The organism is Virgibacillus salexigens, from assembly GCF_014905415.1.
GTDB classification, from domain to species: Bacteria; Bacillota; Bacilli; order Bacillales; family Amphibacillaceae; genus Virgibacillus; species Virgibacillus salexigens.
Genome location: NZ_BNEO01000002.1, coordinates 312,120 through 328,518, shown reverse-complemented (window position 1 = coordinate 328,518; position 16,399 = coordinate 312,120). Strand labels below are relative to the sequence as shown.

13 protein-coding genes are annotated in these 16,399 nt (G+C 37.5%); 2 read left to right on the top strand and 11 right to left on the bottom strand.

The window, feature by feature from the left end:
• Positions 1-77 precede the first annotated feature (77 nt).
• Entirely contained in the window at positions 78-2,732 is a 2,655-nt protein-coding gene (locus tag JKP73_RS09180; protein ID WP_200411136.1) for a calcium-translocating P-type ATPase, SERCA-type, read from the bottom strand.
• A 121-nt stretch (positions 2,733-2,853) separates the two neighbouring features.
• Between JKP73_RS09180 and JKP73_RS09175 the strand changes: the two genes are divergently transcribed.
• Positions 2,854-4,569 carry an Rqc2 family fibronectin-binding protein gene (locus JKP73_RS09175; RefSeq protein WP_200411135.1) on the top strand — a complete coding sequence of 572 codons (1,716 nt, stop codon included), beginning with the start codon at positions 2,854-2,856 and terminating at the stop codon, positions 4,567-4,569.
• A 36-nt stretch (positions 4,570-4,605) separates the two neighbouring features.
• On the opposite strand, the gene JKP73_RS09170 is transcribed toward JKP73_RS09175, so the two are convergent.
• Positions 4,606-5,025 carry an organic hydroperoxide resistance protein gene (locus JKP73_RS09170; RefSeq protein WP_188941882.1) on the bottom strand — a complete coding sequence of 140 codons (420 nt, stop codon included), beginning with the start codon at positions 5,023-5,025 and terminating at the stop codon, positions 4,606-4,608.
• 69 nt (positions 5,026-5,094) lie between these two features.
• Positions 5,095-5,955 carry a LysR family transcriptional regulator gene (locus JKP73_RS09165; protein ID WP_021291639.1) on the bottom strand — a complete coding sequence of 287 codons (861 nt, stop codon included), beginning with the start codon at positions 5,953-5,955 and terminating at the stop codon, positions 5,095-5,097.
• A gap of 161 nt (positions 5,956-6,116) precedes the next feature.
• Here JKP73_RS09165 and JKP73_RS09160 point away from each other — a divergent pair, with 161 nt between their 5' ends.
• Positions 6,117-6,884 (top strand): class I SAM-dependent methyltransferase, encoded by a 768-nt coding sequence (locus tag JKP73_RS09160; RefSeq protein ID WP_200411134.1) that lies wholly within the window; start codon positions 6,117-6,119, stop codon positions 6,882-6,884.
• A 53-nt stretch (positions 6,885-6,937) separates the two neighbouring features.
• Here JKP73_RS09160 and pyrE read toward each other — a convergent pair whose 3' ends face one another.
• Genes pyrE through JKP73_RS09120 form a run of 8 tightly spaced genes read right to left on the bottom strand, consistent with a single transcriptional unit; the run spans position 6,938 to position 16,359 of the window.
• Complete coding sequence (gene pyrE, locus JKP73_RS09155; protein ID WP_021291641.1) at positions 6,938-7,555, bottom strand: orotate phosphoribosyltransferase; 618 nt, start codon at positions 7,553-7,555, stop codon at positions 6,938-6,940.
• Positions 7,548-8,255 (bottom strand): orotidine-5'-phosphate decarboxylase, encoded by a 708-nt coding sequence (pyrF, locus tag JKP73_RS09150; protein ID WP_308436491.1) that lies wholly within the window; start codon positions 8,253-8,255, stop codon positions 7,548-7,550. Before pyrF ends, pyrE begins: the two co-directional genes overlap by 8 nt.
• Complete coding sequence (locus JKP73_RS09145; protein WP_188941874.1) at positions 8,252-9,160, bottom strand: dihydroorotate dehydrogenase; 909 nt, start codon at positions 9,158-9,160, stop codon at positions 8,252-8,254. Before JKP73_RS09145 ends, pyrF begins: the two co-directional genes overlap by 4 nt.
• A complete protein-coding gene (locus JKP73_RS09140) occupies positions 9,157-9,915 on the bottom strand; it encodes a dihydroorotate dehydrogenase electron transfer subunit (RefSeq protein WP_021291644.1) in 759 nt (252 codons plus the stop codon). Before JKP73_RS09140 ends, JKP73_RS09145 begins: the two co-directional genes overlap by 4 nt.
• A complete protein-coding gene (carB, locus tag JKP73_RS09135) occupies positions 9,912-13,112 on the bottom strand; it encodes a carbamoyl-phosphate synthase large subunit (RefSeq protein WP_200411133.1) in 3,201 nt (1,066 codons plus the stop codon). The genes JKP73_RS09140 and carB overlap by 4 nt, the downstream gene beginning before the upstream one ends.
• Entirely contained in the window at positions 13,105-14,196 is a 1,092-nt protein-coding gene (locus JKP73_RS09130) for a carbamoyl phosphate synthase small subunit (protein ID WP_021291646.1), read from the bottom strand. Before JKP73_RS09130 ends, carB begins: the two co-directional genes overlap by 8 nt.
• Positions 14,193-15,476, bottom strand: coding sequence for a dihydroorotase (gene pyrC / locus JKP73_RS09125; RefSeq protein WP_200411132.1), 1,284 nt, complete (start codon positions 15,474-15,476; stop codon positions 14,193-14,195). Before pyrC ends, JKP73_RS09130 begins: the two co-directional genes overlap by 4 nt.
• Entirely contained in the window at positions 15,430-16,359 is a 930-nt protein-coding gene (locus JKP73_RS09120; protein WP_160807222.1) for an aspartate carbamoyltransferase catalytic subunit, read from the bottom strand. Before JKP73_RS09120 ends, pyrC begins: the two co-directional genes overlap by 47 nt.
• Positions 16,360-16,399 lie beyond the last annotated feature (40 nt).

Below are 16,399 nucleotides of genomic sequence, written 5' to 3'. Positions count from 1 at the left end.
ATAATGTTATTTAAATGAAAGAACCTGCCCTTTCAAATAGAGGCAGGTCAAAAATTAGTAGATGATATTTTGTTATTTTATTTTTTAGTGAATCCAAATAGCACGGTTGGTAAGGCACTTAATACACCAATATACATCCAATCTCTAATACTTAAGGAAGTTGTATGGAAGACAGGTTGTAATGGCTCCCAATAGATTACAATTAGTAAAAGTAATAGCGATGAAAGTACCGCAAATACGAGATAAAGGTTTTCAAACGGATTTCGTGAAAAAATAGAATTTTCACTTCGACAATCGAACACGTGAATCAGCTGAGCCATCACTAGGGTTGTAAAGGCAATTGTTTGCGCATAAATTAAATTTTCTGGATCATTTTGATACGTAGTCATAAAGCCTATTAACGTCACTATCCCTATTAGAATTCCTCTACTAATAATCTTATAACCAAGCCCTCTTGCGAACACACCCTCTTGTAAACTTCTTGGTCGACGTGTCATCACATTTCCTTCTGGTTTATCCAGTCCTAGTGCCATTGCCGGTAATCCATCTGTTACAAGATTCACCCAGAGAATTTGGACGGGAACTAGTGGGAGTGGTAACGAAAGCATCATGGCAAACAACATTACCAATATCTCTCCAACGTTGGATGCTAGCAAATAACGGATAAATTTCCTAATATTTTCATATATATTACGTCCTTCTTGAATAGCTGATTTAATTGTAGCAAAATTGTCATCCATAAGAATAAGTGACGATGCTTCTTTGGTTACATCTGTACCACCCATTCCCATGCTCACACCTATATTACTAGCTTTAATAGCCGGAGCGTCATTAACCCCATCTCCTGTCATGGCTACAACATGGCCTTTCTCTTGGAAAGCATGAACAATACGTAATTTATGTTCAGGTGTCACTCGAGCAAAAACGTACGAGTCTTCAATTATATCTTCTAATTCCGTATCTGACATTTCATTTATTTGATACCCCTCTAACACTTGTCCATGATTGGGCAGTAAATCAAGACTCTGCGCAATTGCGCGAGCAGTCTTTACATGATCACCAGTAATCATTACTGTTTTAATACCTGCATTTCGGCATTCAGCAATGGCCTTTTTCACTTCTTTTCTTGGAGGATCTATCATTCCATATAGACCAATAAACGTTAGATCTTTCTCTAACATGGATGATTCCAAGTCATCTTGTTTAGATAATGGTTTAACAGCAATGGCTAATGTTCGCAGCGCTTTAGCCGCCATATGATCGATGGCATGTTCAATGTTACGTTGATCGGTTGTTTTTAATAACTGCCTTCCAATTTCATTCATATGAAACGAGGATCGAGGCAATAAAACATCAGGTGCACCTTTTGTTACTAAAAATCGTCGGTCATTAGAATCCTCAAGCACCACACTCATCCGCTTTCTTTCTGAATCGAACGGAAACTCCTTTATTACTTTATACGATTCCTCATCTGAAACAGTTAGCCCGATTTTTCGTGCAGCGACAAGTAAAGCACCATCAGTTGGATCACCATCAATAAAATATTTCCCTTTTTTTACTATGAGCGACGCCTGGTTACAAAGCATGCCATATAAAAGCATCGATTGCATATTCGGAAATGTATGATCTACCTTTTGTTTATCGATGAAATAATCACCACGTATATCATACCCATCACCAGTTACATAGATTTGTTTTTCATTTAAATACAGTTCTTTTACTGTCATTTGATTTTCCGTCATCGTTCCTGTTTTATCTGAACAAATAACCGAAGCACATCCAAGTGTTTCTACTGCAGACAGTTTTCTTACAATCGCTTTTTTACGTATCATCCGTTGAACACCCAGAGATAGGGCCACTGTAACAATAGCTGGTAATCCTTCTGGAATAGCTGCAACAGCTAATGATACACCTGCTAAAAACATGGTATACACTGGGTGACCTTGTAATACGCCTAAGACTACCACGAGCGCTGTTAATAATAACGCAACAACAATTAATATCTTACCTAATTCCGATAATTTCCGCTCCAATGGTGTTAATATTTTCTTTGTGTTTCCCATCAAAGAAGCGATTTGTCCCATTACTGTATTCATTCCCGTACCAACAACTATGCCTACTCCTGTTCCTCTTGTAACCAATGTCCCCATAAATCCCATATTAACTTGGTCTTGTGCATCTAGCTTATCTTTCCTAATCGCAGTGGCGTGTTTCATAACGGGTAAAGATTCCCCAGTTAGAGCAGACTCCTCTGTTTCTAAACTATTTGATTTAACGATACGAACATCTGCAGGAATCCGGTCTCCACTGGAAATTCGAACCACATCTCCAACAACTACATGCTGTGAAGGAATCTTACTCCATTTTTCATTACGTAAAACATGAGCCATTGGAGCAGATAGTTCTTTTAATTTATCTAACGATTTCTCCGCTTTTTGTTCTTGGAAAAAACCGATACAACCATTAACAAGTACAATTACCATAATGGCAATCGCATCAATATATTCACCAAGCAGCCCAGCAACTAATGTAGCCGCTAATAAAACAAGTACCATAAAATCTTGAAATTGTTTCAAAAAGATTAGCCACTTCGGTACCTTTTTCTGAGCTTCTAATGCATTGGTTCCGTATTGTTTCCGTCTCTTTTCTACCTGTCTATCATTTAACCCACGATTCGCTGTAACATGTAATTTTTGTTCTACGTTTTCTACATCCAATTGATACCAATTCATTCCTCATTCCTCCAAATCATAGCGCTTGTTTCTATGTTAGTTTCGATGTTTTTCATGTCTTTAATGGATATATATGCAGACTTGTCCCAAAAAATGCTATAATTGCGCTTGAGGTGATTTTATGCCATTTGACGGTATCGTTACACACGCAGTAACAGAGGAATTGAATAAAGACATTATTCCTGGAAAAATAACTAAAATATATCAGCCCACCAATACAGAGTTGTTGTTTACAGTAAGAAGTAGAGGTAACAATGTAAACTTGTTATTATCCATTCATCCTTCTTATGCGAGATTTCATTTAACAGCTGCTAGTTTCGATAATCCGAAAGAGCCGCCAATGTTTTGTATGGTGTTGAGAAAGCATCTCTCAGGAGCAATCATTGAAGATATAGAACAGTACAAATTGGAGCGAATTGTCTCTTTCACGATAAAGACAAGAAATGAAATTGGTGATTTGACAACTAAAAAATTAGTGATTGAATTAATGGGAAAGCACAGTAATATTATGTTAGTTGATGCCGAACAAAATCACATTATAGATAGTTTGAAACATATTTCTATGGCCCAAAACCGGCATCGCACCATATTACCTGGACATCCATATCAAATGCCCCCACAACCAGATAAGTTAAATCCACTTCATATCAATGAAGAACAATTTATCAAGCGATTAGACTTTAATGCTGGTAAGTTAGATACACAAATTGTCCAAAATCTTATCGGCTTTTCACCATTTATCGCTAAAGAACTAGTGAGTCGCGCCAATCTTGGTTCAGCTAATACGTATAAACAAGTTTTTAACACGGTACAAACGCAGTTACTTCAATCCGAGTACACACCAGCTATATATATAGACAAAAAAGAAGAATTTCATGTCATACCCATACATTCATGTCCCGGGGAAGTGATCACATATGCTTCCACCAACAAAATGTTAGATGACTACTATACAGGAAAAGCTGAACGGGATCGTGTTAAACAACAAGCGAAAGACCTTTATCGATTTTTTAAAAATGAGAAAGACAAAAATAAGCGTAAATTAAAAAAACATGAACAGACGATTAAAAAAGCAGAAAACAAGGAACACTATCAAAAAATAGGGGAATTATTAACGGCGCATATGCATCTTATCTCGCCTGGGGATAAACAAGTAAAAGTAATCGACTATTATGATCCAAACCAGTCTGAACTGAATATCGAGTTAAATCCCAATAAATCTCCAAGTGAGAATGCACAAAGCTACTATAAAACCTATCAAAAACTGAAAACGTCAGAACAAATCGTTTCGAAAGAGATTATTAAAACAAAAGAAGAAATCGCTTATCTGGAGCAACTAATTCAGCAAATTGATGCTGCTAGCATGGCGGATATTGAAGAAATTCGTGAAGAGCTTCGTGAAGAAGGATATTTAAAGAAACAAACCAAACAAAAGAAGGCGAAGAAAAAACCGTCAAAACCAACACTAGAAAAATACCGGTCATCAGATGGTACAGAGCTGCTAGTCGGCAAAAACAATAAACAGAATGAATATTTAACAATGAAATTAGCAGCACGTGATGATATCTGGCTTCATACAAAAGATATTCCTGGCTCACATGTTGTTATTCGGACTAAAGATCCAAGTGAAGAAACCATTCAGGAAGCAGCTATTTTAGCAGCCTATTTTAGTAAATCCCGTCATTCTTCAACAGTACCGGTCGATTTCACAAAAATTCGTCATGTGAAAAAACCAAACGGAGCAAAACCAGGATATGTTACGTATGATAATCAAAAAACGGTTTTTGTTACTCCAAGTGAAGCACTCGTTACGAAATTAAAAATAAAAGAAGGATGATCCATGATAACTGGATCATCCTTCTTTGTTTACAAACTATACTGCCTGTGGATTCAATTGAACCTCAATATTCCCTCTCGTCGCCTTTGAATATGGACAAGCTTGATGTGCTTTGTCAGCAAGCTCTTCTGCTTCTGATTGCTCGACACCTTTTATTTTAATCGTTAGCTCTACACTGATTTTAAATCCATTATCTTCAGGGTCTTTTAAAAAGCTGACTGCCGCAGTCGTCTCTGAGTCGATGTTTTTTTTCGCTTTTGATGCTACCAAATTTAAAGCTCCATCAAAACAAGCAGAATAAGCTGCAGCAAATAGCTGTTCCGGATTAGAACCTTTATCTTCTTTATTATTCGCTGGGTTTACTAGTTTTAAATCAATTAATCCATCGTCAGATTTAACATGTCCATCTCGACCGTTTTTTGCTGTTGCATTTGATGTAAAAATAACATCTTTCATGATCTAACACTCCCTTTTTCTAATCTAATAATGGTATACCTTTTCTAGCGATATTTTAAACATCCCTTTTCAAGTCGATAATAGTTCTACTAGTTTATCAATAAAATGATCTACTTGCGGTAACGCTCGAACCCCTTCTTGAAAACAAACCCAAGTATGACGAGAAACAACTTGGTTATTCAAAGTTAAAGGCAGATTAGGGTACTCTTCGCGCATGGTATCAGACACACTTTCAGGAAGTACGGCCATGCCTAAACCTTGTTTCATAAATTGTTTACATGTTTCGATTTGATCAACTGTAATGGTCTTTACTGGTTTCATCTTATCCTGATGGGCATATAACCAATTATCGACAAGCTCATGCATACTATCATCTGTACTAAACGAAATAAGCGGTCTTTCTTTTAAAGAATCATGTGGAAAAGGTTCCGTATCAAATATGTAAAGTGGATCATCAAAAAGTTGAATACACGTACTTTCTTTTAATTTTTCCCCACGAATAATACAAACATGATAGTTTTTGTGATCTCGCTTAATATCTTCACTAATTCCAGTAACTAAATCAATGGCTACTTTCGGATAAAGTGCAGTGAAGTTCCCCAGTATAGCTGGCAGAAAACGCTGACTAATCAGCGATGAACATGCAATAGACAGGGTCCCCTGAACATCTTCACTGGATTGGGCCAATTGATTCTTTAGAGACCTTTCACCATCAATTACTTCTTTTGCATGTTTGAGAACAATTTCTCCTTCTGGTGTAGGTAGTAATCGTTTAGGCGTTCGAATAAACACCTGATGCCCAAAATATTCTTCAATATACTTTAAGCGTTGTGTTACTGCAGGCTGAGAAATAAGTACTGCCTTAGCTGTTCCTCGTATTGTTCCGATTTCGCTAAGCTTTAACAGAAGTTCATAATCATCAATTTTCATATTCACCATCCCTTTTGATAATTTTTAATTATCTATCATGATTATAATTTAATATTTTACTTATTGCATTATATTACATAAACTAATAGTAATAAAGATGTTCTTTATCCAAGGGGTGTGTGCATGTGATAAAGCACATATTTTTTTAGGAGAGATGGAAAATGAACGAAAAAGACAATGTGAAACGAGTTTTCTCAAAGAACAAGCATGCCTATGTTACAAGCTCAACCCATGCATATGGGGATGATTTATTAAAAATGGAAACCTGGTTAGATCCAGATCCGACAATGGCGGTACTTGATATTGCTACAGGCGGAGGGCATGCTGCAAAACGTCTTGCACCATCTGTTAGAGAAGTTTTCGCAACGGATATAACAAAAGCGATGCTAGAAAATACCAGACAACATCTACAAGCATATGCGAATATTAAATATGTTCTTGCTGATGCAGAGAATCTCCCTTTTTTAGATCTTACATTCGATATGGTAACCTGCCGTATAGCTGCACATCATTTTCCACATCCAGAACAGTTTATTCAAGAGGTGAATCGTGTTTTAAAACCAAATGGTAAATTTCTATTTATTGATAATACCGTTCCTGAAGTACCCCGATATGCATCCTTTTTGAATCGATTGGAGAAAATGCGGGATTATAGTCATGTACGTTGCTTGTCCGTGAATGAATGGAATCACTTGTTTAAAGAGAATCATTTAACAGTTATTCAACAAGAATATCGTAAGAAAAAATTAAATTATACTAATTGGATAAATCGAACATTACATCAATTTCCAGCTAAAGAAAAAGTGCATCAGTATATGTTAAAGGCAGATCAAGAAATCCAGTCCTACTTTGAATTCAAGCAAGCCAATGGAAAGATCCAACAATTCACGATCGACGAATGGATGGTCGTTGCTCAAAAACTGCTATAACATAGTAACAACCACATTTCTCAGAGAAAGAATATCTCCAAGAAATGTGGTTGTTATGCTAATTTATTTCTCCATGTTAATAATTCTACGGCTTCTTGTTCATTAATCTCACGGTTTATTCTCAAATCTTCAATTAATTGATCAAATCCTGTAAGGCTATATTGGGAAAAACCTGATTCCAAGAAGGCATCTGTTGCTTTTTTAAGTCCATAAGTGAAAATGGAAAATACCGCACTTATTGTGCCTCCCGCATGTTCAATTGCTTCAGCTGCTTCTATTGATGATCCTCCTGTAGAAATAAGATCTTCAATTACAAGTACTTTCTTTCCTTCTGCCAGCTCTCCTTCGATTTGATTCCCTTTGCCATGACCTTTCGGTTTTGAACGAACATAGATCATCGGTAGGTTTAGTTCTTGTGCTAACCATGCTGCATGGGGGATCCCCGCAGTAGCACATCCGGCAATAATATCGGGGGTTAGTTGCCGCTCCTCCATTAATTGAATAAAGGAAGCGGTAATTTTTTGGCGTACATCAGGATAAGACATTGTCAATCGGTTATCACAGTAGATAGGAGATTGAATACCTGAGGTCCACGTGAAATATCCTTTTGTTTTTATTTGCACTGCTTGAATACGAAGTAACTCACGGGTAATGTCATGATACTTATTCATTCTCCCACTCCCTTTTTAATTGCTGATATGCCTCATAGGGGTTATCAGCTTTGGTTATACTTCTACCAACCACAAGATAATCTGCTGCATTTTTTCGAGCAAAAGAAGGGGTAGCAATCCGTTTTTGGTCATTCTTACTAGATTGGGACAAACGAATGCCAGGTGTAACTGTTAAAAAGGATTGACTACATACTTCTTTTACTTTAGCTGCTTCATGAACAGAACAGACTACTCCATCTGCACCGTTTTGCTTAGCAAACTGTGAATAATACATCACATTCGCTTGAATGTCTCCAGGAATTAACATCTGATCATTCATGATTGTTCTATTCATAGAAGTCAATATAGTAACAGCCAATAACTTTGTATCATGATTGGGATTGCCTTTTAATAACCCTTCTTTTGCTTGTAAAATCATCTCACTGCCACCTAATGCATGAATATTAACCATCTCTATTTCTAGTTTGGCAATATTCTGCATCGCACGATTTACCGTGGTGGGGATATCATGAAGTTTTAAATCAAGAAATATAGGATGATTTTTTTCTTTTAACTTTTCAATGATCTTTGGGCCTTCTCGATAAAATAATTCCATGCCTACCTTTACAGGTACTCCCTGCAAATTATTTTGCTCTAGAAACATATTTGTTCTATCCAGATCTGGGAAATCCAGTGCAAGAAAAATAGGTATGTCCATCATTTAATCCCCTCTCCAATTGCATCTTTCACCGATGCAAAACCATATGTTTGCAATGTATTTGGTAATTCTTCAATGATCTCTGTACAAGCAAACGGATTTTGAAAGTTTGCTGTTCCAACAGCTACAGCACTAGCCCCTGCCAGTAAAAATTCGAGAACATCAATTGCAGTAGTAATACCTCCCATTCCTATAATTGGAAGGCTAACGCATTGTTTGACTTCATAAATCATTCGAATGGCTATTGGCTTAATAGCGGGTCCAGACAACCCCCCCGTTTGATTAGCAAGTAATGGTTGTTTTGATGGTAAGTGAATTTGCATCCCAGTTACCGTATTAATCATAGATAAACCATCCGCTCCTGCTTGCTCCACAGCTTTAGCCATGGCTACGATATCTACTACATTTGGGGAAAGCTTTACATAGACCGGTAAATTACTTGACTCCTTTACAACGCTGGTTACCTTTGCAGCCATTTCTGGATCTGTACCAAACTGAATACCACCTTCTTTTACGTTTGGACAAGAGATATTTAATTCTAAGGCTGCCACTTCCTTTACTGCATTAAACGCTGATGCTACCTCTTTGTATTCTTCTAATGTGCTGCCAGCAATGTTCGCAATTATCGGAGTAGCATAGTTTGCTAGAAATGGTACTTCGTTTTCTATAATTTTATCTACCCCTGGATTCTGCAAACCAATAGCATTTAACATACCAGCAGCAGTTTCCGCGACTCGGGGAGTTTGATTTCCGAATCGAGCTTGTTTGGTGGCAGCTTTCATAATAATCGCACCTAATCTATTTAAATCATAGAATTCGCTATATTCTCTACCGAATCCAAAACATCCAGAGGCAGGCATGATTGGATTTTTTAATGATAGACCTGGTAGTTCTACTGCTAAACTCACGATAACTGTACCTCCTTCGTATGGAAGACAGGTCCATCATGACATATCTTTTTATAACCTCCAGATGGAACTGCAGGGATAACACAAGCAAAGCAAGCACCTACACCACATCCCATTCGTTCTTCCAAAGAGATATATCCAGGTATGTCCTTGAGTTGTGTCGTTATAGCTTTTAACATCGGTAAAGGTCCACACGAATAAAAACAATCAAATGCTCCGATCTGATCCAGCACGTTAGTTACAAACCCTTTTTCCCCGTAAGATCCATCATTTGTTACAATTATTGAGCGACCTAGCTGCTTGAATTTATTCTCATAGAAAACATAATCTTTGGATTGAAAACCTAACACGGATACAATATTAATCTTTTTTTTCGTTAACTCATTGGCCAGATAATAGAGTGGAGGTATACCAATACCACCACCTATAATAAGTGCTGTTGAATGAGCATTAGGTTCAAGCGGAAACCCATTTCCGCTTGGTCCTAATGCATTAATTGTGCTTCCTATGGAATTTGAAGCTAATGTCCTTGTTCCTTCACCGACAACTTTAAAAAGAATTGTCACCGTATTTTCTTGTTTATTCACTTGTGCAATTGATATTGGCCGCCTTAACATATGTCCTGTTAATAGAAGATGTAAAAATTGTCCCGGAACAGCATTCTGACTTATATATTCATTTTCTAACACCATTTCTATTGTATCTAATGCGATTATTCTAGTGTGTTTAATGATCATGTTTTCTTTTCGCATCATAAGCTGGCTACCTCTTTATCCACCATTGGTTTAGCTTGAAACGTCATGGAATCAATTACATTTAGGATTGCATTCGCTGTGTCTAAGTTAGTTAAGCAAGCAATCCCGTGTTCTACGGACTCTCTACGAATACGGAAGCCATCCGACCGCGGCTGCTGACCGGAAGTCAATGTATTAATAACATACTGTACATCACCATTTTCAATAATGGACAGTACATTTGGTTCTGCAACTCCAATTTTTTCAACTTTGGTTACTGGTATTCCAGCATCCCTTATATATGCTGCCGTTCCTTCTGTAGCGTATAACTGGAAGCCTAATTGATGGAATCTTGCTGCATTACCAAGCATTTCTTCCTTATCTTTATCGGCAACTGTTAATAGAACCGCTCCTTCTTGCGGCAGTTTAATGCCTGATGCAATTAACCCTTTGTATAATGCTTTTTCTAATGTCTTATCATAGCCAATGGCTTCTCCGGTAGATTTCATTTCCGGTCCCAAAATGGTGTCTACACTTCGTAATTTTTCAAATGAAAATACTGGAACTTTAACAGAAACTTGATTATCTTCAGGAAGAATGCCAGTAGTATACCCTAGATCACTTAATTTTTGCCCAAGTATACATTTTGTAGCTATATTTGCCATTGTTACTCCAGTAATTTTACTTAAAAATGGAATCGTTCTACTTGCTCTAGGATTCACCTCTAGTACATATACTTCTTGATCACAAACAATAAACTGGATATTAATAAGTCCTTTGACCTGTAACGCATGAGCAATACGTGTCGCAGCTTCTAAACATTTTTGCTTGACTACTTTACTTATTCGCTGTGGCGGATATACAGCAATGGAATCACCTGAATGAACTCCTGCCCGCTCAATATGCTCCATAATTCCAGGAATAATTACTGTCTCACCATCACTAATAGCATCTACTTCTACTTCCATACCAGTGATATATTTATCGATTAAAATTGGATGCGCATCGGACACGTGATTTGTTTTAGCAAGATACGTTTCCAATTCATCCTCGTTATAAACAATCTCCATTCGACTTCCACCAATAACATAGGAAGGTCGAACAAGAACGGGATAACCAATTGAATCTGCTACTTCTCTCGCTTTTCGCATATTCAAAACCGTCTTGCCATCTGGTCGTAACAATTGTAAGTCATCAACCAGCACTTCAAACTTGTCACGATCTTCAGCCCGATCAATCGCCTCTAAATTGGTGCCTAAAATTTTAACACCACGACGTTCCAGCCCAGCTGCTAAATTAATAGCAGTTTGACCACCAAATTGAACAATGACACCTACTGGATCTTCTAAGTCAATAACATGCATAACATCTTCCAATGTTAAGGGTTCGAAGTATAACTTATCAGAGATGCTAAAATCAGTAGAGACAGTTTCTGGGTTATTATTCATAATAATTGCTTCATAGCCCATTTCTTTAATTGCTAATACAGAGTGAACAGTAGCATAATCAAATTCAATTCCCTGGCCAATACGGATTGGACCTGAGCCAAGGACAAGAACTTTTTTTCGGCTAGACGGGATGGATTCATTTTCAGATTCATACGTACTATAAAAATAAGGTGTTTCGGATTCGAATTCTGCTGCACATGTATCTACCATTTTATAAACGGGAGAAATATCGTTATTAATGCGATAGTTGTAAACAGCATCTTCTGACTGTTCCCAAAGTCGGGCAATATGTGCATCTGAAAATCCCAGTCGCTTAGCAGCTAAGGCAATTTCACTATCCTGCTTATTATATTTCAGCTGCTCTTCCATATCGATTAGTTTCTTTAACTTCATTAAGAAGAAGCGGTCAATTTTCGTATGTTCAAAAATACGTTCCACGGATATATTTCGTCGTAAAGCTTCTGCTAAAACAAAGATCCGCTCATCATCTGCTTTTTGCATTCGCTCGAACAGAATTGAATTATTGACATCTTGTAAACTACTAATCCATAGTTGATCCGTTCCTATATCAAGAGATCGAATCCCTTTTAATAAAGATTCCTCAAAATTTCGTCCAATTGCCATTACCTCTCCCGTTGCCTTCATTTGCGTTCCTAAATTGCGATCTCCTGCAGTAAATTTATCAAACGGGAAGCGAGGTATTTTGGTTACAACATAATCAAGCGCAGGCTCGAAGCAAGCGTATGTTTTGCCAGTAATCGGATTGATTATTTCATCTAGGGTTAGACCAATAGCAATCTTTGCTGCCATTTTAGCAATTGGATAACCTGTTGCCTTTGAGGCAAGTGCTGACGACCTGCTTACTCTAGGATTTACTTCAATAATGTAATATTGGAAGCTATCTGGATCGATTGCAAGTTGAACATTACATCCTCCTTCAATTTCCAGTGCTCGAATAATTTTTAACGACGCATTTCGTAATAATTGATATTCTCGGTCACTTAATGTTTGGGAAGGAGCAACAACCATCGAATCTCCTGTATGAATACCTACAGGATCAATATTCTCCATGTTACAAACAACAATAGCTTGATCATTCTTATCTCGCATAACTTCATATTCAATCTCTTTATATCCAGCAATATTCTTCTCTATTAAGCATTGAGTAACAGGAGATAGTGACAAGCCATTACGAGCAATCTCTCTTAGTTCGGTTTCGTTGTTACACATTCCGCCGCCAGTTCCACCAAGTGTATAGGCTGGTCGAACAATTACTGGATAACCAATGGAATCGGCAAAATTACAGGCTTGCTCCACCGTATTGATAATTTGACTTGCTGGAACGGGTTCATTTAATTCATTCATTAAATTTCTAAACTTTTCCCTATCCTCTGCTTTTTGAATAGCTTCTAAAGAAGTTCCTAATAATTCGACATGGTATTCTTGTAATATACCTGTATTATTTAAAGCGACAGCGAGATTTAGCCCTGTCTGTCCACCAAGTGTAGGTAACAAAGCATCCGGCTGCTCGGTACGAATTATTTTTGTTAGAAATTCTACTGTCAATGGTTCCATATATACCTTATCCGCTACGGTATGATCTGTCATAATTGTAGCTGGATTTGAATTTGCCAATATTACCGTATATCCTTCTTCCTTAAGTGCTTGGCATGCTTGTGTCCCTGAGTAGTCAAACTCTGCTGCCTGTCCTATGACAATAGGCCCTGAACCAATTACTAATATTTTATTTATGTTTGTGTTTTTAGGCATAGACTACTTCCTCCTTTTTCCCCTGTTCCATCATTGTTAAAAATGAATCAAATAAATGACTGGTATCTTCAGGCCCCGGTGAACTCTCTGGATGATACTGTACAGAAAATGCAGGATATCTTGCGTGTTCAATTCCTTCAACGGTATGATCATTCAAAGCTATTTGAGTTAATTTTAGCTCTGTTCCTGATAATGAAGCTTGTTTTACAGCATAACTATGATTTTGTGACGTAATATAGGTTCGATCTGTCTGAAGATCTTTTACTGGATGATTCGAACCACGATGACCAAACTTCATCTTTTCCGTATCTGCACCACAAGCCAGTGCTAATAGTTGATGGCCTAAACAAATACCAAAGATCGGTACTTTCCCTAACACTTGCTTAATCATTTCAATCGTTTCTGGGACATCCTTTGGATCTCCTGGTCCGTTTGTCAGCATGATACCATCCGCTTTTAACCGCAACATATTTTCTGCGCTGTAGTTATAGGGAACAACCGTGATGTGACAATCTCGCTTGGTTAGTTCTCGCAAAATCCCATGCTTCATACCGCAATCAACAACGACCACTCGTTTTCCCCTTCCAGGAACTACATATGGTTTAATGGTTGAAGTTTGGGATACTTGATTTGTAGCTAATTTACTTTCATTTAGCTGATTTACTACTTCCTTAGCAGGGATAGCAGCATCCACGATCTTTGCCTTCATCGTTCCATATCTTCGAATAATTTTTGTTAACTGGCGTGTATCAATTCCATAAATACCAGGAATGTCATTTGCTCGCAAATAGTGATCAAGTGTTTCTTCATTACGGAAATTAGAAGGATGTTCTGCTACTTCTTTAACAATAAATCCATGTATAAATGGGGTAACTGTTTCAAAATCATCCCGATTAATACCGTAATTACCTGATAACGGATAGGTCATCATGACAATCTGCCCACAATAAGAAGGGTCTGTAATGATTTCTTGGTAGCCAGTCATTCCAGTATTGAATACTAATTCACCAACGGTCTCTTTTTCACTTCCAAAACTATTGCCAACAAACACGGTGCCATCTTCTAATACGAGTTGTCTTTTCATCCGATCAGCTCCCCTTCATAAACAATATTACCTTCTGTCATCGTTAACACTGGCAATCCAGTTACTTCCCATTGATGGAAAGGTGTATTTTTTCCTTTTGAATAAAAATCATGCTTATTAATTGAAGCAGTTGCATGCAAATCAATCAAAGTTAGATCGGCTATGCAGCCAGCTTCCATCTTGCCATATGGCAATTGGAATGTTTCTGCAGGTTTTACCGTCATCCAATTAATAAGTTGTTGAAGCGTTATCTTACCTGGTTGAACAAGATGTGTATAAAGCAATGAAAAAGCATTTTCCAGTCCAACGATACCAAAGGGTGCTTTTAAAAACCCCTGTTCTTTCTCATTTGTTGCATGTGGCGCATGATCTGTCGCAATAAAATCAATGGTGCCATCTAATAATCCTTCCAGTAATGCTTGCTGATCCTCTTTTGCACGTAAAGGCGGATTCATTTTATAATTTGCATCATCTGTCTGTATCGCCGTTTCATTCAGTATTAAATGATGTGGTGTAACTTCTGCTGATACATGAATCCCTGCTCGTTTGGCATCTCGTATAACCCTGACAGATTCTTTCGTACTAACATGACATACATGATAATGGCAACCAGTTGCTTCTGCTAATAAGACATCCCTAGCAATTTGGACAGATTCACTCAAAGAAGGTATCCCAGGCATTTGCATCCGCTCACTTACTTCGCCGTGATGCAGGACCCCTTCATAAACTATGGAATTATCCTCACAATGGGCCACAATTGCTTTATTCCCTGCTTTTGCTAGCTTCATAGCCTGAAGCATTTGATCAGCTGTTTGAACCCCAACTCCATCATCTGTAAAGGCAAATAAATTTTTTCTCGATAATTCCTCCATATCTGTTAATTCTTTTCCCTGCAAATTTTTCGTGATTGCTGCATAAGGCAATACTCGAATATGTGCATTTGTTTCAATTTTCCCGAATAAACTTTCTATCGTATCGTTAGTATCTGGAACTGGATTGGTGTTTGGCATTGCACAAATGGTTGTATAGCCACCCTTTGCTGCTGCCATGGTGCCTGTTCGAATTGTTTCCTTATGCTCCCCTCCAGGTTCACGTAAATGAACATGTACGTCGATAAATCCTGGAACAAGAAGATGTCCATTGCCATCAATTATTTGATCAGCCGGTTCTGAAATCTTTGTATCTACCTTTGAGATGTACTTACCATCTATGAATAATTCACATGCTTCAAAATCACCCGTTGATGACAACTTTTTCACGTTTTTGAGTATTTGCTTCATACGATATCCCCCATGCTCGTAATAGTTTTGTGATAATAGCCATACGTATATATACACCATTATTCATTTGTTTAAATATTCTAGAACGTTCACATTCTACGAGATCCGAATCTATTTCTACCCCTCGGTTAATTGGAGCTGGGTGTAGAAGAATAGCACTAGGATTCATATTTCTTTCCCTTTCTTTCGTTAAACCAAATTTCCTTAAATAACTACTTTGATCTATGGCGACTTCTTGATGTCTCTCATGTTGAATTCTTAATAGCATTAAAACATCGCAGATCTCTACAGCTTCATCCATGGTTATATAAGGAAAATCAAGCGTTTCATCCTTACAACCATCAACAGTGGATAAATATACGTTTGCTCCCAGTCTTTTTAAAGTTTGAGCGTTTGATTTTGCAACCCGACTATGCAAGATATCACCTGAGATAACAACATTAATTCCATTGAATTGTTGGAATTCTTGATAGATCGTTAATAGATCAAGCATACACTGAGTCGGATGTTCTTCTTTACCTGCACCAGCATTGATAATCGGAATGGAGAGTTGATCTTTTAGTTCATGAAACCAATCATCCGCCGGATGACGAATTACTAATAGGTCAGCTCCAATAGCTTGAAAGGTTTTTGCCGTATCATATAATGATTCCCCCTTTTGCGTACTAGAGGTTTCTTGATGAAAATCAAGTACTTCCATTCCTAATTTACGTTCAGCTACCAAAAAACTCATTTTTGTCCTGGTACTAGGTTCAAAGAATAAATTCGCAGCAAACCTCTGCTGTTCAATTGCACACTGCTTTTGCTGCAATTGTTCTGCCATACGTAATATCTCCATAATTTCAACTTCATCTAACTGATTTACAGAAAAGAAATGTCGCATAGATCCTCCTTAAGTGAATAATTTTGACTAACTGATGTTG

Excerpts from the sequence above, each read along its gene's own strand:
- JKP73_RS09180 (WP_200411136.1), bottom strand. The coding sequence starts at position 2,732 with ATGAATTGGTATCAATTGGATGTAGAAAACGTAGAACAAAAATTACAT.
- JKP73_RS09175 (WP_200411135.1), top strand. The coding sequence starts at position 2,854 with ATGCCATTTGACGGTATCGTTACACACGCAGTAACAGAGGAATTGAAT.
- JKP73_RS09170 (WP_188941882.1), bottom strand. The coding sequence starts at position 5,025 with ATGAAAGATGTTATTTTTACATCAAATGCAACAGCAAAAAACGGTCGA.
- JKP73_RS09165 (WP_021291639.1), bottom strand. The coding sequence starts at position 5,955 with ATGAAAATTGATGATTATGAACTTCTGTTAAAGCTTAGCGAAATCGGA.
- JKP73_RS09160 (WP_200411134.1), top strand. The coding sequence starts at position 6,117 with ATGAACGAAAAAGACAATGTGAAACGAGTTTTCTCAAAGAACAAGCAT.
- pyrE (WP_021291641.1), bottom strand. The coding sequence starts at position 7,555 with ATGAATAAGTATCATGACATTACCCGTGAGTTACTTCGTATTCAAGCA.
- pyrF (WP_308436491.1), bottom strand. The coding sequence starts at position 8,255 with ATGATGGACATACCTATTTTTCTTGCACTGGATTTCCCAGATCTGGAT.
- JKP73_RS09140 (WP_021291644.1), bottom strand. The coding sequence starts at position 9,915 with ATGATGCGAAAAGAAAACATGATCATTAAACACACTAGAATAATCGCA.
- carB (WP_200411133.1), bottom strand. The coding sequence starts at position 13,112 with ATGCCTAAAAACACAAACATAAATAAAATATTAGTAATTGGTTCAGGG.
- JKP73_RS09130 (WP_021291646.1), bottom strand. The coding sequence starts at position 14,196 with ATGAAAAGACAACTCGTATTAGAAGATGGCACCGTGTTTGTTGGCAAT.
- pyrC (WP_200411132.1), bottom strand. The coding sequence starts at position 15,476 with ATGAAGCAAATACTCAAAAACGTGAAAAAGTTGTCATCAACGGGTGAT.
- JKP73_RS09120 (WP_160807222.1), bottom strand. The coding sequence starts at position 16,359 with ATGCGACATTTCTTTTCTGTAAATCAGTTAGATGAAGTTGAAATTATG.